Annotated in this window: 20 protein-coding genes and 1 tRNA gene; 15 read left to right on the forward strand and 6 right to left on the reverse strand. The window is 58.2% G+C overall.

Translation table 11 applies throughout. The features are described from left to right. Window positions 1–82 precede the first annotated feature (82 nt). From rpoE to AC3IUE_RS07405, 4 genes are all read left to right on the forward strand, one after another. Window positions 83–664, forward strand: coding sequence for an RNA polymerase sigma factor RpoE/AlgU (gene rpoE / locus AC3IUE_RS07390; RefSeq protein WP_007944079.1), 582 nt, complete (start codon window positions 83–85; stop codon window positions 662–664). Window positions 665–694: 30 nt separating this feature from the next. Then, complete coding sequence (locus tag AC3IUE_RS07395) at window positions 695–1,282, forward strand: sigma-E factor negative regulatory protein (RefSeq protein ID WP_033054066.1); 588 nt, start codon at window positions 695–697, stop codon at window positions 1,280–1,282. Between the two features lie 8 nt (window positions 1,283–1,290). Next, window positions 1,291–2,244: a MucB/RseB C-terminal domain-containing protein gene (locus AC3IUE_RS07400; protein ID WP_056742555.1), complete on the forward strand. Its 954-nt coding sequence runs from the start codon at window positions 1,291–1,293 to the stop codon at window positions 2,242–2,244. Between the two features lie 181 nt (window positions 2,245–2,425). Then, a complete protein-coding gene (locus tag AC3IUE_RS07405) occupies window positions 2,426–3,853 on the forward strand; it encodes a DegQ family serine endoprotease (RefSeq protein ID WP_489266502.1) in 1,428 nt (475 codons plus the stop codon). 75 nt (window positions 3,854–3,928) lie between these two features. On the opposite strand, the gene AC3IUE_RS07410 is transcribed toward AC3IUE_RS07405, so the two are convergent. Beyond that, entirely contained in the window at window positions 3,929–5,362 is a 1,434-nt protein-coding gene (locus tag AC3IUE_RS07410; protein ID WP_056742551.1) for a M48 family metalloprotease, read from the reverse strand. Window positions 5,363–5,459: 97 nt separating this feature from the next. Between AC3IUE_RS07410 and AC3IUE_RS07415 the strand changes: the two genes are divergently transcribed. Both AC3IUE_RS07415 and AC3IUE_RS07420 read left to right on the forward strand, forming a co-directional pair. Then, complete coding sequence (locus AC3IUE_RS07415) at window positions 5,460–5,699, forward strand: sulfurtransferase TusA family protein (RefSeq protein WP_020300476.1); 240 nt, start codon at window positions 5,460–5,462, stop codon at window positions 5,697–5,699. A 31-nt stretch (window positions 5,700–5,730) separates the two neighbouring features. Then, on the forward strand, window positions 5,731–6,801 hold the full coding sequence (locus tag AC3IUE_RS07420; RefSeq protein WP_046046124.1) for an AI-2E family transporter: 1,071 nt from the start codon (window positions 5,731–5,733) through the stop codon (window positions 6,799–6,801). Between the two features lie 134 nt (window positions 6,802–6,935). Here the strand turns inward: AC3IUE_RS07420 and AC3IUE_RS07425 are convergent, their stop codons facing one another. Then, complete coding sequence (locus tag AC3IUE_RS07425) at window positions 6,936–7,409, reverse strand: peroxiredoxin (RefSeq protein ID WP_008153083.1); 474 nt, start codon at window positions 7,407–7,409, stop codon at window positions 6,936–6,938. A 10-nt stretch (window positions 7,410–7,419) separates the two neighbouring features. Beyond that, window positions 7,420–7,980 carry a glycine cleavage system transcriptional repressor gene (locus tag AC3IUE_RS07430; protein WP_008034925.1) on the reverse strand — a complete coding sequence of 187 codons (561 nt, stop codon included), beginning with the start codon at window positions 7,978–7,980 and terminating at the stop codon, window positions 7,420–7,422. A 329-nt stretch (window positions 7,981–8,309) separates the two neighbouring features. On the opposite strand from AC3IUE_RS07430, the gene dapA reads away from it, so the two are divergent. The 5 genes from dapA to AC3IUE_RS07455 all read left to right on the forward strand — a co-directional run bounded on the left by dapA (window position 8,310) and on the right by AC3IUE_RS07455 (window position 11,999). Further along, window positions 8,310–9,188, forward strand: coding sequence for a 4-hydroxy-tetrahydrodipicolinate synthase (gene dapA / locus AC3IUE_RS07435; RefSeq protein WP_046046122.1), 879 nt, complete (start codon window positions 8,310–8,312; stop codon window positions 9,186–9,188). Between the two features lie 17 nt (window positions 9,189–9,205). Next, the gene (gene bamC, locus AC3IUE_RS07440) at window positions 9,206–10,321 is read left to right on the forward strand and encodes an NlpB/DapX family lipoprotein (RefSeq protein WP_056742549.1); all 1,116 of its coding nucleotides are present in this window, start codon (window positions 9,206–9,208) and stop codon (window positions 10,319–10,321) included. Window positions 10,322–10,325: 4 nt separating this feature from the next. Further along, complete coding sequence (locus AC3IUE_RS07445) at window positions 10,326–11,084, forward strand: MBL fold metallo-hydrolase (protein ID WP_008034928.1); 759 nt, start codon at window positions 10,326–10,328, stop codon at window positions 11,082–11,084. A 28-nt stretch (window positions 11,085–11,112) separates the two neighbouring features. Further along, complete coding sequence (purC, locus tag AC3IUE_RS07450; RefSeq protein ID WP_008034929.1) at window positions 11,113–11,826, forward strand: phosphoribosylaminoimidazolesuccinocarboxamide synthase; 714 nt, start codon at window positions 11,113–11,115, stop codon at window positions 11,824–11,826. An 83-nt stretch (window positions 11,827–11,909) separates the two neighbouring features. Next, window positions 11,910–11,999: transfer RNA gene (locus AC3IUE_RS07455), tRNA-Ser, on the forward strand. Window positions 12,000–12,085: 86 nt separating this feature from the next. Here the strand turns inward: AC3IUE_RS07455 and AC3IUE_RS07460 are convergent. Then, the gene (locus tag AC3IUE_RS07460) at window positions 12,086–13,333 is read right to left on the reverse strand and encodes an MFS transporter (protein ID WP_489268763.1); all 1,248 of its coding nucleotides are present in this window, start codon (window positions 13,331–13,333) and stop codon (window positions 12,086–12,088) included. Window positions 13,334–13,537: 204 nt separating this feature from the next. Between AC3IUE_RS07460 and AC3IUE_RS07465 the strand changes: the two genes are divergently transcribed. The 4 genes from AC3IUE_RS07465 to AC3IUE_RS07480 all read left to right on the forward strand — a co-directional run bounded on the left by AC3IUE_RS07465 (window position 13,538) and on the right by AC3IUE_RS07480 (window position 15,881). After that, window positions 13,538–13,882 (forward strand): hypothetical protein, encoded by a 345-nt coding sequence (locus AC3IUE_RS07465; protein ID WP_489266507.1) that lies wholly within the window; start codon window positions 13,538–13,540, stop codon window positions 13,880–13,882. Between the two features lie 290 nt (window positions 13,883–14,172). Next, window positions 14,173–14,364 carry a YegP family protein gene (locus tag AC3IUE_RS07470; protein WP_056742545.1) on the forward strand — a complete coding sequence of 64 codons (192 nt, stop codon included), beginning with the start codon at window positions 14,173–14,175 and terminating at the stop codon, window positions 14,362–14,364. Window positions 14,365–14,534: 170 nt separating this feature from the next. Continuing rightward, a complete protein-coding gene (locus AC3IUE_RS07475) occupies window positions 14,535–15,458 on the forward strand; it encodes a LysR family transcriptional regulator (protein WP_056742543.1) in 924 nt (307 codons plus the stop codon). Window positions 15,459–15,515: 57 nt separating this feature from the next. After that, on the forward strand, window positions 15,516–15,881 hold the full coding sequence (locus AC3IUE_RS07480) for a 5-carboxymethyl-2-hydroxymuconate Delta-isomerase (protein WP_489266509.1): 366 nt from the start codon (window positions 15,516–15,518) through the stop codon (window positions 15,879–15,881). A 3-nt stretch (window positions 15,882–15,884) separates the two neighbouring features. On the opposite strand, the gene AC3IUE_RS07485 is transcribed toward AC3IUE_RS07480, so the two are convergent. Further along, the gene (locus AC3IUE_RS07485) at window positions 15,885–16,820 is read right to left on the reverse strand and encodes a LysR family transcriptional regulator (RefSeq protein WP_489266511.1); all 936 of its coding nucleotides are present in this window, start codon (window positions 16,818–16,820) and stop codon (window positions 15,885–15,887) included. A gap of 132 nt (window positions 16,821–16,952) precedes the next feature. Further along, on the reverse strand, window positions 16,953–17,870 hold the full coding sequence (locus AC3IUE_RS07490) for a DMT family transporter (RefSeq protein WP_489266513.1): 918 nt from the start codon (window positions 17,868–17,870) through the stop codon (window positions 16,953–16,955). Between the last annotated feature and the right edge of the window lie 5 nt (window positions 17,871–17,875).

The raw sequence follows: 17,875 nt of genomic DNA on the forward strand, positions 1-17,875 counted from the left end.
TTTTGCGAAAAGCCCGAGTCTATGTTTGCAAGTCTGGTTGTTTAGTTATGCAAGCCTCCTCCGAGCTTATCGAGGAGTGTTCATGCTAACCCAGGAAGAGGATCAGCAGCTGGTCGAACGCGTTCAGCGCGGCGACAAGCGAGCTTTCGATCTGCTAGTGCTGAAATACCAGCACAAAATTCTCGGGTTGATCGTGCGTTTCGTGCACGACACCCATGAAGCCCAGGATGTGGCGCAGGAAGCCTTTATCAAGGCGTACCGTGCACTTGGAAATTTTCGCGGGGACAGCGCGTTTTATACGTGGCTTTACCGCATCGCCATCAACACGGCGAAAAACTATCTGGTTTCACGCGGCCGTCGGCCGCCGGATAGCGATGTCAGTTCCGAGGATGCAGAGTTCTACGATGGCGATCATGGCCTCAAGGATCTCGAGTCGCCAGAACGTGCATTGCTGCGGGATGAGATCGAAGGCACCGTCCATCGAACCATTCAGCAACTGCCAGAAGATTTGCGTACGGCTTTAACTTTACGTGAATTCGATGGTCTGAGTTACGAGGACATTGCGGCCGTCATGCAGTGTCCGGTGGGTACCGTGCGCTCCCGGATTTTCCGCGCTCGGGAAGCCATCGATAAAGCCCTGCAGCCGTTGTTGCAGGAAAACTGAGACAGCGGCGACAGCCAAGAGAGGAACGCCATGAGTCGTGAAGCCCTGCAGGAATCGCTGTCCGCAGTGATGGATAACGAAGCGGACGAATTGGAATTGCGTCGGGTATTGAATGCCTTTGACGATGTTGAAACCCGTGATACCTGGGCTCGTTATCAAATCGCTCGGGCAGTTATGCACAAGGATTTGCTGCTTCCACGTCTGGATATCGCTGCGGCAGTCTCTGCTGCGCTGGCTGACGAAGCTGTACCTGCAAAAGCCTCCCGTGGTCCATGGCGCAGCCTGGGTCGTCTGGCGGTCGCTGCTTCGGTAACCCTCGCCGTACTGGCAGGTGTTCGTCTGTATAACCAGGACGAGATCGCTGGGGTCGAACTGGCTCAGCAATCCAGTCAACCGGGTCTGGCCGTTCCTCAGGTCAAGGGTCCAGCTGTATTAGCAGGCTACAATGAGAGTTCGGAAGCCACTGGCCCTATGGCCAACGGCGTATTGCAAGGTCAGCCAGGCTGGCACGATCAGCGTCTGCCAGGCTACTTGCGCCAACATGCTCAACAAGCTGCACTGAAAGGTACTGAGAGCGCTCTGCCTTACGCTCGTGCAGCAAGTCTGGAAAACCGTTAAGGAGGATCATGCGCGCCATCCCTCTACTTACGCTTCTGCTCGGTGGCTGGTTTGTTGTTCCAGCCCATGCTGATGAAGCTCAGGACTGGTTGACCCGTCTGGGCCAAGCCGAGCAACAGCAAAGCTTTCACGGTACATTCGTCTACGAGCGTAACGGTAGTTTTTCTACCCACAACATCTGGCACCGCGTCCAGGATGGCAAGGTCCGCGAGCGTTTACTCCAGCTCGACGGCTCGGCACAGGAAGTCGTGCGCATTGATGGGCGTACTCAATGCGTCAGCGGCATTCTGATAGCTGGGCTTGGAGATTCCCCCAGCTCCTCTGCTCGTGCACTCGATCCACAAAAGATAAAGAATTGGTACGACCTTGCCGTCATTGGCAAGTCGCGTGTGGCCGGGCGTGCGGCAGTAATCGTTTCACTGACACCTCGCGATCAACACCGCTACGGTTTTGAGTTGCATCTGGATAAAGAAACCGGCCTGCCTCTCAAATCATTGCTACTGAATGAAAAAGGGCAGTTGCTGGAGCGATTCCAGTTCACACAACTCACCACCGATGGTCCGTCCGACAGCGACTTGCAGCCTGGTGCCGATTGCAAAACGGTTGCCCTCGACAGCGACAAGGCTTCTGCAATCAAGGCGGCGCAAGTATGGCGTTCGGACTGGTTACCACCTGGTTTCGAGCTGACCAGCAGTACCTCCCGCAAGGATCCAGAGACCAAAACCCAAGTCAACAGTCTGATGTATGACGATGGTCTGGCCCGTTTCTCGGTTTTCCTTGAACCGTTGAATGGCGCAACAATTACTGACACTCGCACCCAGCTGGGGCCGACCGTTGCAGTTTCCCGACGCTTGACTACCCCGCAAGGCGAGATGATGGTGACCGTGGTCGGTGAGATTCCGATTGGCACCGCCGAACGGATTGCGCTATCCATGCGCAGCGACGCCACTGCAACCAAGTAGTGAGCTGAAATCGAAATGTTTGGTGAGCATTTCAACTTGCAAATATCCCCGATTTTTTCTATAGGTCAGAGCCCCTCGGCTCTGGCCTTGTTTGTTGTTCCCGGAACAAAAATACCGGCGTATCGTTCCCGGTGTTCCTTGCTCCATATCGCTTAACCATGCTCGTCGTAACGGGAGCCGTATGTCGATACCACGCTTGAAGTCTTATCTCTCTATTTTTGCCACCGTGCTGGTGCTTGGTCAGGCGGTCGCTGTTCAAGCGGCCGAGTTGCCTGACTTCACACAGTTGGTCGAGCAGGCCTCGCCCGCGGTGGTAAACATCAGTACCACGCAGAAACTGCCGGATCGCAAAGTGAGCGAGCAGATGCCCGACCTTGAAGGCTTGCCGCCCATGTTGCGCGAGTTCTTCGAGCGCGGTATGCCGCCACAGCCGCGTACGCCCCGCGGTGATCGTCAACGTGAAGCCCAATCCCTGGGGTCGGGTTTCATCATCTCGTCTGATGGCTACATCCTGACCAACAACCATGTGATTGCCGATGCAGACGAAATCCTCGTCCGCCTCGCTGACCGCAGCGAATTGAAAGCCAAACTGGTTGGCACCGATCCGCGTTCCGACGTGGCTCTGCTGAAAATCGAAGGCAAGGATCTGCCGGTCCTCAAGCTCGGCAAATCCCAGGACCTGAAGGCCGGCCAATGGGTTGTGGCAATTGGCTCGCCATTCGGTTTTGACCATACCGTGACCCAAGGTATCGTCAGCGCCATCGGTCGCAGCCTGCCGAACGAAAACTATGTGCCGTTCATCCAGACCGACGTGCCGATCAATCCGGGTAACTCGGGTGGTCCGCTGTTCAACCTGGCCGGTGAAGTGGTGGGCATCAACTCGCAGATCTACACCCGTTCCGGCGGCTTCATGGGCGTGTCGTTCGCGATCCCTATCGACGTAGCCATGGACGTTTCCAATCAGCTCAAAAGCGGCGGCAAAGTCAGCCGTGGCTGGTTGGGTGTGGTGATTCAGGAAGTGAACAAGGACCTGGCCGAGTCGTTCGGTCTGGAGAAGCCAGCCGGCGCGCTGGTGGCTCAGATCCAGGATGACGGCCCGGCTGCCAAGGGTGGCCTGCAAGTAGGGGACGTAATCCTGAGCATGAACGGCCAACCGATCGTCATGTCCGCCGATCTGCCGCATCTGGTGGGCGCGCTGAAGGCCGGCTCGAAAGCTGATCTGGAAGTGATTCGTGAAGGTAAGCGCAAGAATGTCGAGCTGACAGTCGGCGCTATCCCGGAAGAAGGCAAAGAGCTGGATTCGCTGCCGAAATCCAGCACCGAACGCAGCAGCAACCGGCTGGGTGTTTCCGTGGTCGAGCTGACGGATGAACAGAAGAAAACCTACGACCTCAAGGGCGGCGTCGTCATCAAGGAAGTCCAGGACGGTCCTGCTTCTCTGATTGGCCTGCAGCCAGGCGATGTGATCACTCACCTGAACAATCAGGCAATCGGTTCCACCAAGGAGTTCACGGATATCGCCAAGGCGCTGCCGAAGAACCGCTCGGTGTCGATGCGGGTTCTGCGTCAAGGTCGCGCCAGCTTCATCACCTTCAAACTGGCTGAATAATCCGGTTGTTGGCTGAATAAAAAACCGCCTCGAAAGAGGCGGTTTTTTTATGTCTGAAATTTTTTCTGACAAGCGTCAGCCCATCATGTCCTTGATCATGCGCTCTTGCTCCATCAGCTCACGTTGCCGTGCGTCGATTCGCGATGACAGCGGGAAGTTGGTGCCTGCCTTGCGCTTGGCGAAGTCCAGTTGCTGAATGGCCTGACGGTAATCCCCGACCAGGGCGAAATACTCGGCGCGGGCCTGATGCAGGCCGATGATGTTGCCTGACAGGCCGCGAGTCTCGGCCACCATGTACCAGACGTCCGGATCGTCCGGACGGCTCTTGAGCAGATTCTCCAGTGCTTTTTCCGCTTCAGGCGCACGGTTCTGCTTGAGCAGCAGGTCAACACGCACCGAATTCAGCGGATAGTTGCCGGGATACTGCGTCAACATCCGGTCAACCCGGGACTGAGCGTCCGGCAGGCGATTGTTGGTGATGTCCAGATCGACCTGCGCCAGGTTGTAGATGATCTCGTTCGGCGACTTGGCCAGCAGCAACTTGAGGTTTTCCCGTGCTTCATTCAGCTGGCCGCCCTTGATCTGGGCGATGGCCAGGCCATAGCGAGCGACATCGTTTTTCGGGTTTTCATCAAGCTGGGCGCGAAAGCGTTTGGCGCCCAGGCCCGGGGTTTCTTCATAGATCAACTGGACCCGTGCACGAATCAACTGATAACGCATCGTGTCTTCGATGCCGCCGGGTTTTGCCTGTTCGGCGCGGTTGCGGGTGTCAGCGATCCGCGACTCGGTCACCGGGTGAGTCAGCAGAAATTCCGGTGGCTTGGCGTCGAAGCGGTACTGGCGCGCCAATCGCTCGAACATGGTCGGCATTGAGCGCGGGTCGTAACCGGCCTTTTCCAGATTGAGGATGCCGATGCGGTCAGCTTCCTGTTCGTTCTGGCGAGAGAAACGCCGCTGTTCCTGAATGGCTGCCGCCTGCGTGCCTGCAATGGCAGCGATCCCGGCGTCGCCGGCGCCAGCTGCGGCAATCACGATCCCGGCCAGCAGCGCGGCCATCATCGGCACCTGCATGCGCTGTTGGGCTTCGACGCCACGGGCAAAGTGGCGCTGCGACAAGTGAGCCAATTCGTGAGCGAGTACCGAGGCGTATTCGCCTTCGGTCTGGGCATTGAGGAACAAGCCGCCGTTAACCCCGACAATGCCGCCCGGTGCCGCGAAGGCGTTGAGTTGCGGGCTGTTGATCAGGATGAATTCCAGGCGCCGGTCATTGACCTGGCTGGTCTCTACCAGCCGGTAGACGCTGGATTCGACGTAGTCCTTGAGCTGTGGATCGTTGAGCTGTGAAACCTGGCTGCGCAACAGCGCGAGCCACGCGCGACCCAACTGGTATTCCTGTTGCGGCGAGACGATGGCAGAACTGGCGTCGCCGAGTGACGGCAGGTCGTCGGCGAAGCCCGGTGAGGCGAGCAGGCAAGCGAGCGTCAGCAGGGTAGGGCGCAAAAAAGTCATGCACAAAGCCTTAGTCGACAAAGACCTTACTGTAGCCGGACACTACGCTTCGGACCAGATATTCTAGCCACTCGACCACCTGACCCGGAGTGATGCAATGACCGACGCTGTAGCCCATGACGCCGAGCTCGACGCCAGCGGCCTGAATTGCCCCTTGCCGTTACTAAAGGCCAAGCTGGAGCTCAATCGACTGGCCAGCGGCGCAGTGCTGAAGGTAATCGCCACCGATGCGGGCTCACAGCGCGACTTCCGCACCTTTGCCCGATTGGCGGGTCATACGCTGCTTCGTGAAGAAGATGAAGCGGGTGTTTACCGCTACTGGTTGAAAAAAGCCTGAATTCTGCTGCGTTCGTTTCTAAGGATTATTGATGTTCAAAGTGTTACGCGACTGGATTCAGCGCTACTTCTCCGATGAAGAGGCCGTGGTGCTGGCGGTCCTGCTGTTTCTGGCGTTTACCGCCGTGCTGACGCTGGGCGGCATGCTTGCGCCCGTGCTGGCCGGGATGGTGCTGGCGTATCTGATGCAAGGGTTGGTCGTCACTCTAGAGCGCCTGCGCATGCCGGGCGGGGTGGCAGTGGGGCTGGTCTTTGCGTTGTTCATGGGGCTATTGCTGGTGTTCATCGTGGTTGTGGTGCCGTTGCTCTGGCATCAGTTGATTACGCTGTTCAACGAGTTACCCGGCATGCTCGCCAAATGGCAGTCGCTGTTATTGCTGTTGCCCGAGCGCTACCCGCATCTGGTGTCCGACGAGCAGGTGCTGCAAGCCATCGAAGTGGCGCGGGGCGAGATTGGCAAGTTCGGTCAGTGGGCGCTGACGTTCTCGCTGTCGAGTCTGCCGCTGCTGGTGAACATCATGATCTACCTGGTGCTGGTGCCGATCCTGGTGTTTTTCTTTCTCAAGGACCGGGAGATGATCGGTCAGTGGGTGCGGGGTTACTTGCCCCGTGAGCGGGCGCTGATCACCCGCGTCGCTCACGAGATGAACCGGCAGATCGCCAACTACATTCGCGGCAAGGTCATCGAGATTTTCATTTGCGGTGGCGTGACCTACATCGGTTTCGTTGTTCTGGGCCTCAACTACGCGGCACTGCTGGCATTACTGGTGGGCGTGTCGGTGGTGGTGCCTTACGTCGGCGCAGTGGTGGTGACCGTGCCGGTCATGCTGATTGCGCTGTTCCAGTGGGGCTGGAGCGATCAGTTCATCTATTTGATGGCGGTCTACGGGATCATCCAGACGCTGGATGGCAACGTGCTGGTGCCGCTGTTGTTTTCGGAAGCGGTCAATCTGCATCCGGTGGCGATCATCTGCGCGGTGTTGTTGTTTGGCGGGCTGTGGGGCTTTTGGGGGGTGTTCTTTGCGATTCCGCTAGCAACCCTGTTCAAGGCCGTACTGGATGCATGGCCGCGCAAGGAGCCAGAAGTCGCGCCGCTGCTTTAACAGCTAGCCAGAATGGAGGGTGGGGCTGATGGCCTCATCCCGAGCAAGCTCGGTCCCACATTTGATCTGTGTGAACACAAAACCAATGTGGGAGCGAACTTGCTCGCGATAGCGTCCGAGAGGACACCAAATGTTCAGGCTTTGTTTAACGCCTGAGCGGCAGCCAGAACAGCATCCACATGGCCCGGCACCTTCACTCCGCGCCATTCCTGACGCAGCACGCCGTCCTTGTCGATCAGGAACGTGCTGCGATCAACGCCCATATATTCTTTGCCATAGAGCTTTTTCAGTTTGATCACGTCGAACTGCTGGCAGAGTGCTTCTTCCTTGTCGCTGATCAGCTCGAAGGTGAACGCCTGCTTGGCCTTGAAGTTTTCGTGTGATTTAAGGCTGTCGCGGGACACGCCGAAGACTTCTGTGTTGGCGGCTTTAAACGCATCAAGCTGATCACGAAAGCCCTGACCCTGAGTGGTGCAGCCTGGCGTGCTGTCCTTCGGATAGAAGTAAATCACCACCTGCTTGCCTTTGAGGCTCGCGAGGTTGACGGTCTGCCCGCTGGTGGCGGGTGCTTCGAAGTCGGCAACCGGTTGGTCGATGGCAACGGCCATGAAAGTTTCCTTACATTGGGTTTTGTGGGCGCCACGGTTCGATCAGGGCATCCAGGTTCAGCGCGTCTGCGAAATCCAGGAACTGATCGCGCAGCCAGCTGATCTGCACGCCGGCCGGCAAGGTCACGGTAAACGTGGCATTGAGCATGGTGCCGCCGGTTTGCGGAGCCTGATAGGTGTCGCAGGTCAGGTTCTCGAGTTCGACGTTGTGGTCCATGAAGAACTGACACAGCTCGTTAATGATGTCCGAGCGGTAAGCCGAGCTGACATAAGCGACGTATGGCAGGGCTTGAGGACGATTCTCCAGCGCGGCGCTGCGTACCACATTCACCGTAAAGGCGTGCTTCTTGGCGAGACTCGGCAGGCTGCCTTCGAGGCGCGCCAGGGCGTCCCAGCTGCCGGAGATCTCGAGGATCAACGCACTGCACTCGCCATGACGCGTCAGGCGAGAGGTGACCACGGCGCAGCGGTTTTCATGGCTGGCGCGGCACAGGACGTTAGTCAGCTCCATGGGGTTGGCGCCGAGGGCACTGATGACAAGGAATTGTTCGCGAACTGTGGGGGTGGACATGCAGCATTCCTAAAGCGATGAGCGGTCGATACTTTTACGGGCTTTTTTTACCGGGAGCGAGCCTGCGGATGCGAATTCAAAAAACCCGAGCCGCAAGGTTGCAACGTGCTCCAGAGTGGCAAGAGCGAGGGGTGGCAACGCTGGATCGGGGCTTGTGATGCCGAAAATGGAGGCTGGAACCCGGCGTACGAGCTTATCAGTACCGATCAAAGTCTGAAGGGTAGCGAAAAGCAGCGCCAAGGGGAATGGCAGCAGCGCAGTACTTCGCTTGTACAAGCATCTTGGCGCCAGTACCATTACCGCTCTCTTTTTCCGGCAGGAGCGGTTTCATGATTGCGGGCAGTATGGTGGCACTGGTCACACCCATGGATGCACAAGGGCGTCTTGACTGGGACAGCCTCAGCAAACTCGTGGACTTCCACCTTGAAAACGGCACCCATGCCATTGTCGCGGTCGGTACTACCGGCGAGTCGGCAACCCTCGATGTAGACGAACACATCGCCGTCATCAAGGCCGTGGTCAAGCAGGTCAATGGCCGTATTCCGGTCATCGCCGGTACCGGCGCCAACTCGACCCGCGAAGCCGTAGAACTGACTCGCAACGCCAAAGAGGCCGGCGCCGACGCCTGTCTGCTGGTCGTTCCGTACTACAACAAGCCGACCCAGGAAGGTTTGTACCTGCACTTCAAGCACATTGCTGAAGCGGTCGACATTCCACAGATCCTCTACAACGTTCCTGGCCGCACCTCCTGCGACATGCAGGCCGAGACCGTGATTCGCCTGTCCACTGTGCCGAACATCATCGGTATCAAGGAAGCCACCGGCGACATGAAGCGTGCCAAGGCAATCCTTGATGGCGTGAGCAAGGACTTCATCGTGCTGTCCGGCGATGATCCGACCGCTGTCGAGCTGATCCTGATGGGCGGCAAGGGCAACATCTCCGTCACCGCCAACGTCGCCCCGCGCGAAATGGCTGACCTGTGCGAGGCCGCGCTCAAGGGCGACGCCGAGACTGCACGGGCAATCAACGAAAAATTGATGCCGCTGCACAAGGATCTGTTCATCGAAGCCAACCCGATTCCGGTGAAGTGGGCTTTGGTCGAAATGGGCCTGATGCACGAAGGCATTCGCCTGCCGCTGACCTGGCTGAGCGCACCTTGTCATGAAACGCTTCGCACGGCCCTGCGCCAGTGCAGCGTCCTGGTTTAATTGAGGAAGTACTACGCATGAAGCGATTGGCCGGACTTTCCGCACTTGCCTTGATCATCTCCAGCACCAGTGGCTGCGGATGGGTCTGGGGCCCGGAAGGTTATTTCCGTGACCGCGGTAGCGATTACCTGGAAGCGCAACAGACTGCACCCATGCAAATGCCGCCGGATGTCAGCACCGCCAAACGTCTGGATCCGCTGTTGCCGATCCCGCGCAACGTGGCCGATGACACCGTCAAGGGCGAGTACATCGTTCCTCGTCCGCAGCCGTTGTCGGCAGCGGCTGACGCCAGCGCCTACTCCCTGCAAAAGACCGGTGATTCGCGTTGGATCGTCGCTCAGAACCCGCCGGCCGAAGCCTGGCCAGTGGCCGTGCAGTTCTTCCAGGACAACGGTTTCCGTCTGGACGAACAGCGTCCGCAAACCGGCGAATTCACCACCACCTGGCAGCATTCCGACGAACTGTCCGCCGCGATGGCCAAGCGCCTGAGCGCAGCCGGTGTCGGCGCCGACAGCGAAACCCGCGTGCGGGTCCGCATCGAGCCAGGCGTGCAGCGCAACACCAGTGAAATCTACGTGGTCAGCGCCGAGCGTCCTGCCGGCAGCACCTCCGACGTGGCCTTCACCAACCGTTCGGTCAACACTGGCCTGGACGCGGCACTGGTCGACGACATGCTCGCGAGCATGAGCCGCACCTCGGAGAAGGGCGGTTCGGTCTCCATGCTGGCTTCGCGTGACTCCGATACGCCAAGTCGTGTCAGCCTGAGCGAAGACGGCAGCGGTAACCCTGTCCTGAACGTCGGCACCGACCTGGATCGTGCCTGGTCGAGCGTCGGTCGTGCGCTGGAACAGGGCGAATGGCGCGTTGAAGACATCAACCGCAGCCTCGGTTTGTACTACATCAACCTGTCTGAAAAAGCCGAGAAGAAAGACGAGAAACCTGGTTTCTTCAGCGGCCTGTTCGGCAGCGCGCCGAGCAAGGAAGAAGTTGAAGCCCGTGCCGAGCGTTATCAGGTTCGCCTGAGCAAGGTCGGCGAAAACGTCCAGGTCACCGTCGAGAAAAACATCAACACCGTGGCGCCGGCAGATGTGGCGCGCAAGGTATTGAGCGTGATTCAGGACAACCTGGGCTGATCACATGCGTTTTGCCGTTCTCGGCAGCGGTAGCCAAGGGAACGGCACGCTGATAGCCAGCGCTGACACGTATGTGCTGGTGGATTGTGGTTTCTCCCTGCGGGAAACCGAAAAACGCCTGCTGCGCCTGGGTGTGAACCCTGCGCAGCTGAGCGCGATACTCGTGACCCACGAACATGCCGACCACGTGCATGGCGTGGGTTTACTGTCTCGGCGCTACAATCTGCCTGTCTACCTCAGTCGCGGTACCCTGCGCGGGATGCGCAAACCAATTGAACCGGCTGGCCTTCTGGCCGGCGGCGAGCAACTGCAGATCGGCGCACTGAGCATCGGCGTCATTGCCGTGGCCCATGATGCACAGGAGCCGACGCAATATGTCTTCAGTGACGGTGAGCGGCGTTTTGGCCTGTTGACCGACCTGGGCTCGTATTGCAACAAGGTGCTGGACGGCTATCGGGACCTCGATGCGTTGATGATCGAGGCTAACCATTGCCGTGACATGCTGGCTCGCGGTCACTACCCGTACTTTCTCAAGCAGCGGGTAGGCGGTGAACTGGGGCATTTGAACAACCATCAGGCGGCATTCCTGGTGTCCGAGTTGGGCTGGCAAGGCCTGCAACACCTGGTCCTGGCCCATCTGAGCAGCAAGAACAACCTGCCGCAGCTGGCCCGGCAATGTTTTGTCGACACCCTCGGGTGCGACCCGGACTGGCTGCAACTGGCCGATCAAGATTCAGGGCTCGACTGGCGACACATCGCCTAGCCCACCTACTTAGCAAGCGGAGCCCATCATGGAAAAACGTGAAGAACTCTACCGCGGCAAAGCCAAATCGGTTTTCAAGACCGACGACGCTGACCGCTTGATCCTGCTGTTTCGCAACGACACTTCGGCGTTCGACGGCAAGCGCATCGAGCAGCTCGACCGCAAAGGCATGGTGAACAACAAGTTCAACGCCTTCATCATGCAGAAACTCGAAGCAGCCGGCGTGCCGACTCAATTCGACAAACTGCTGGGCGACAATGAATGCCTGGTGAAAAAACTCGACATGATCCCGGTCGAGTGCGTCGTGCGTAACTACGCCGCCGGCAGCCTGGTCAAGCGCCTGGGCGTCGAAGAGGGCATGAAGCTCAACCCTTACACCTTCGAACTGTTCCTGAAGGACGACGCCAAGGGCGACCCGTTCATCAACGAATCCCACGTCGTGGCCTTCGGTTGGGGCACCGCCGAGCAATTGGTTCGCATGAAAGAACTGTCGCTCAAGGTCAACGAAGTCCTGAGCAAACTGTTCGACGATGCCGGCCTGCTGCTGGTCGACTTCAAACTGGAATTCGGCGTGTTCTCCGACGGCTCCATCGTCCTGGGCGACGAATTCAGCCCGGACGGCTGCCGTCTGTGGGACAAAGCCACCGGCAAGAAAATGGACAAGGACCGCTTTCGTCAGGGCCTCGGTGACGTCATCGAAGCCTACGAAGAAGTCGCCAATCGTCTGGGCGTACCGCTTTAATCGACGCAAGCATCTGATAGCACGGAAAAATTTCGCTTAGGGGGTTCGCTTCCGGCAAAAGTGTTGTTATGATGCGCGCCGTTGGAGAGATGCCAGAGTGGCCGAATGGGACGGATTCGAAATCCGTTGTACCTTCACCGGTACCTAGGGTTCGAATCCCTATCTCTCCGCCATTATTGAATAAGACTAAGCCCCTGAAATTGTTAAAGATTTCAGGGGCTTTTTCGTTTCTGGCATTTCGTTCAGGTATCGCTCTTTGCTATCGAACCTGAACTCTCGCCTGGATCACCCACAGTCCCAGCAAAGTCAGAACAGCAAAGCCCCCACCCATCAAGAAAGTGCCCTGGAAGCCTATCGTGTCCCACAACGCCCCAGCGATGACGCTGGCCAGCAGCAAGGTCAACCCGGTCAACAGATTGAACATGCCAAATGCCGTCCCGCGCAGTTCAGTCGGTGCGCAATCGGCGATCAGGGCGGCGAATATCCCTTGGGTAAACCCCATGTGCAGCCCCCATAGAACGACGCCGACGACCAGGCCATCGATGCCCGGTGCGAACGCCAGAGTCAGGTCGGCAGCAATCAGCAATATCAGACCTGCGCCGAGCACCGCCACGCGGCTGACACGATCAGACAAGGCCCCGGCGGGATAGGCTGACAGTGAGTACGCCACCCCCATCAGGACAAGCACCGCCGGCGCCCACATCGGCGCCAGCCCGACGGCCTGACCGCGCAGAATCAGAAAGGCTTCGCTGAAACGCGCCAGGGAGAACACCGCAGCGACACCCACCACCCACCAGTAGCCAGCGCCCAGTCGGGCTAATTCCCGCCGGCTCAAAGGCGCACGCACCTGGCGCGTCCCTTCCACTTGTTTGGGCTCATGAACGAACACCAGCAGCACCGCGACGGCAAGGAAGGCCGGGATGACGGCCACCCAGAACACAGTCTGAAAGTGGTTCGCGGTTAGCCACATCAGTCCGATCGCCAGCAACGGTCCCAGGAATGCACCCACGGTATCCAGAGTTTGCCGCAGGCCGAAAGCTGCCCCCCGTATCTCGGGCGGCGTGATGTCGGCGACCAACGCATCGCGCGGGGCGCCGCGAATACCTTTGCCAATGCGGTCGATAAAACGCGCCCCGATCAGCCAGTCCAGCGAGCCCGCCAAAGGAAAGATCGGTTTGGACAGTGCCCCCAGTCCATAGCCCAGCGCCGCGAGTAGTTTGCGCTTGCCCAATCGATCACTGAGTGCCCCGGAGAATACCTTGGTGATCGAGGCCGTAGCCTCGGCTATGCCTTCGATGAGACCCACCGCCAGAACGGAGGTACCCAGTACGGTGACCATATAGAGCGGCAACAATGCATGGATCATCTCTGAGGAGATGTCCATCAGCATCGAGACGAAGCCCAATGCCCAGATGCCGCCAGGCATGGTGCGCCAGACATTGCCGGTTGACGCCTTCTCGATTGGCGCAGTAGTCGAAGTGCCACCCGACTTGTCAGTGGTTTTCATCATGAGCCTCGAAAGCCTGTTTGGCGTAGACATCTAATAGCGCCTCGCACCCCTGCAGCCGTGTTGCCGCTACCTCCGCCAACATACGCTGTATCAACGAGTGATTTCGATCAAACAGTTGCGCAATGTCCCTGGCTTTCGGTGTAACCCTGGTCATTAGCTATCATGCAATACAGGGCAAATCACCGGATGACGGGGGAGTGCATGAACAGATGGCGACGGATTTGGGTGTTTGTGAAGCTGGTGGCAGCATTTGCGGCTTGCCTGACCGTTGCTGTTCAGGCTTTCAACTACATGTTGGAAAGTCCCGACGCAGAGCAGATGCACCCTTTGAGCATTGTGGTTGTCGGACTGATCTTTGGCTTCATCACCTATGGAATCCTTTCACTGATTGAAAGGGCTGTGCGGGGTTTCCTGCCCCATCGTGCCCCAGTCACCACCACGGTAGCGGCTCAACCTCAAACAGAACTTGAGGAAGATGCCGTGCTGATGGAAGAACAGCCTTTGGTCCTGTCAGCTGACGATTCAACTCAGCAGAAAAATCAGTGAACAGTCTGTATGGCATGGATGACTGGGCGATCACCAAAGGCTCGAATCAGAGTTTTTGCGTCGGAACAGACAGCATCGCAGCGTAAGAAAAATATGCATCTTCAAGGGAAAAGTTACTCAGCGCAGTCACCCAATTTACCGCCCCCCGAATCCATTGTTCGTCCCGCAATTCAAGTCTATATCTGCGAAACATCCCCTGACATTGAAAGACCCTGCCTCAAAAAAACCTCATCTACTCTGGTTTCGCAGGTCACTGATCTGCCGTCATCAGCAATCGCAAGGAGCGAGCAATGTATTTTGAGATTTACAGGCAAACCCGTGGCATCGCACAGACCGGCAAAGGTCAATGGCGGTGGCGTTTGAGGGCGGGAAATCATGAAACGATTGCCAGCGGGGAGGCTTACGTCAACAAGTCTGATTGTGTGCATGCCATCAGTTTGATTCAAGGGACCCACGATCAGACCCCGGTCAAGGAAATCTAGGCTTCAGGCGTTGAAGCTGCTCGGTCAGAGCAGCTTCGTTTCAACGGGTGGACTTACGGTTGTGAGTGCCGCTGCCTGAGTCCGAATTAAGCGCAAACTGCTTGAGTCGCATAGACGCCGATTGCGACACCTACCTAAACTGTCATCAGATTTGGGAACGGGGTCAGTGGATGAATCGTAACGAACTACGCAAGGCCGACATCAACCTGATGGTGGTGTTTGAAACGCTGATGCTCGAACGTAACGTCACCCGGGTGGCGGAAAAGTTGTTTCTCGGTCAGCCGACCATCAGTTCGGCACTCAATCGCTTGCGCACGATGTTCAACGACCCGCTGTTCATTCGTGTCGGGCATCGTATGGAGCCGACGGCGCGGGCCGAGGAGATTATTCTGCACCTGTCGCCAGCGCTGGATTCGTTGTCGGTGGCGTTGAGCCTGACCCATGATTTCGACCCCGCCAGCAGTACCATGACCTTTCGTATCGGGCTGTCGGACGATGTCGAGTTTGGCCTGCTGCCGCCGTTGCTGCGTGCCTTGCGCCAGGAAGCACCCAAGGTGGTGTTCGTGGTGCAGCATGTCGATTACTGGCGGATTCCGGATTTGCTGGCGTCGGGCGACATCACGGTGGGTATCAGCCAGACTCGCGGGCTGCCGGCCAACGCCAAGCGCAAGTTATTGCGGCACATCCTGCCCAGCATTTTGCGCGCCGACGCATCGGATACACCGTTGACGCTCGATGAATATTGCGCGCGACCGCACGTGCTGGTTTCCCACACTGCCAATGTCAGTGGTTACGCCGATGAGTGGCTGGCGGAGATTGGTCGTACGCGCCAAGTCGTCCTTTCCGTGCCGCAATACAGCTCGCTACCGGCCTTGCTAGCCGGGACCGATCTGATCGCCAGTCTGCCGGATTACGCCGCCGAAGCGATGGCCGCGTCCGGCCAGCTGTTCAAAGAACCGTTCCCGTTCAAGGCGCCGACTCTGGATCTGTCGATGGTCTGGCTCAGTCATGTCGATACGGACCCCGCCGAGCGCTGGTTGAGGTCGAGGCTGGAGGCGTTCATGAGTGAACGCGCGCTTTTACCGCCCGAGTGAGTAGGGCGATGCTGTGTTATATGTACGACCTTTCTGCCCACTTTCAGGAGCTCAGTCATGCCTCACCTGCACATGGAATACACCGCCAACCTGCCGGAGCTCAATGCCGACGTGGCGTTGATTCGGCTCAATAATGCGTTGGTGGCTTCCGGTCAGTTTGCTGCCGAATACGACATCAAGAGCCGAGCGGTTAAGGTTGAGACGTTCAAGGTCGGCACGGTGTCGGGTGAGCGAGCCTTTGTGCATGTGAAACTGGCGCTGTTGAGCGGTCGCTCACCGCAGATCAAGAAGCAGTTGTCCGAAAGTTTGCTGGCCGTGGTGCAGGAGCTGTGTGATTGGCCGACGGACATTGAAGTCCAGCTGGCCGTGGAAATCCTCGACATCGATCGAGAGTCCTACACCAAGATTGCCATCAGCCACTGAGTTTCAGGCCATTTCCTGCTCGGTGCAGGCCTTGACCACTTGCTCGCGCAGCCAGGTGTTGGCGCTGTCCTGATCGACATTCTGGCTCCACTGCATGTCGAGGCTGAAACCCGGCAAGCCGTTGGGCGCTTCGCAATGATTGAAGATCGCGTCGTTGGCCAGCAATTGCTGGATACGCCGAGGCAGGGTCAGGATGAAGTCGGTGCCGGTGATCATCTTCAGTGCCGCGCTGTAGCTGTTGGAACGCGCGACGATCTGCCGTTTTTGCGCCTGCTGCGCCAGCCAGCCGTCGACCATGTTGGTGGTGGAAGTCCAGGGTGTCGGGAACACGTGCCGGCGCTCAACAAAGGCTTGCAGGCTTAAACGCGGCTCCGGCGGTGTGGCGCGTTTATCGAAGACACAGACAAGGTCGTCCTCCAGCAGCATCCGGGATTTGAAATCACCGTGATTGCGATGAAAGTTCGGGCCGAAGCAAATCACCAGGTCGAGGCTGCCGTCGCGTAGCTCTTCGGCCGGGATGTCGGTTTCAAACTTGTGCATGTTGACCATCACTGGCAGGTCGGCGAAATCGAAGCTTTTCAACAGGCGCGGCAGGATCAACTGCTCGAAGTATTCCGGTGCGCAGATATTGAAGGTGACTGGTTGCAGGGTGGGGTCGAATGCTGGCGCACCGGCGTGACACAGATTGATGCTTTCGAGGATCTTCAGCACGTGGGCGTACATGGTGCTGGCTTTGTAGGTGGGGCGCATACCCGCACGGGTATTGATGAACAGTTCGTCTTCGAAGCTGGTGCGCAGCTTTTTCAGGCAGTAACTCACGGTGGACTGGCTGACGCAGAGCGCCTCGGATACACCGCTGACGCTGCTTTGCTCATACACGGCAATAAACACCATGAGGTCCTGCATATCGAGCTTTCTAAGCAAGTTACTGTTCAACATCCGTTCCGTCTCGCTGTGCTCCTTGCGCTGACTGTGCGCAAACTTGTGCAAGTGATCCTAACGGAACGATGGTGCCAGGAGAATGCCTTGTAGGAGTTTTCATGGAAAGTTGTGGGGCAGTTCCAGAGGCCTTCAGCCCTGAACGGCTGCAGGCACCCCGCGGCGGCTGGACATCAGCAGTGCCCACATGCCGACTCCCACCAGCAGCGCGCCGATGATTTCCAGCGGCAGTGGCGACTGACGTAACCAGAACCAGTGAAACAATGTGAGAAACAGCGTGCTCAGGTAAATGTAGGAAATGACCGAGGAAGGGGCGATGACGCCGATGGCCCGATGCAGCAGCCAGAAGGTCGCCAGCGTGGCGAACACCGCCAGGTAAATCAGCCACCAGAAATCGCTCACGGTCAGCAATGACGCCGATCGCCAGCCGCCGCTGAACCCACAGAATGCCAGCAGAAACAGCGCGCCGAACAGCATGTTCCAGAAAGTCATCCCCACCGGGCCGCGCCCCTTGAGGCTGCTGGCCTTGAGCCGTTGACTCAGGGGCGAGTAGAGCGCCATCGCCAGGCAACCGACGCCATACACCGCCACCGCATACGGCGATGGCAGCTCACCAGGGCCTGCGCCTTTCAAAACCAGCAACACGGCCCCGGCAGCGGCAATCAGCATCGGCAGCACCTGCTGTTTCAGGTTGCTGTCGGGCATCAATACGGCTTCGAATAGCAATGTCAGCAGTGGCACCAAGGTGAACATCGTTCCGGTATTGACGGCCGAGGTGTAGCGCAGTGCTTCGAACAGCGAGCCGAAATACACCGCCAGCAGCAAGCCGAGCGCGGCATGGCCGAACAGTCCGCGGGCGGTCATGGCGGTATCGCCCTTGAACAGCAGCAGCGGCAAAAATACCAGGGCGCAGAACAGCAGGCGCAAACCGGTCAGCAGGATCGGGTCGATGGCCTGACTGACCTGTGCTGCCGCAGAAAACGATGCAGCGATCAACAGTGCCCAGAGCAGCATGCCGACGTGAGCGGCGGCGAAACCGGTGTGTTTCATGAGGT

The organism is Pseudomonas sp. GL_093 (assembly GCF_057837605.1).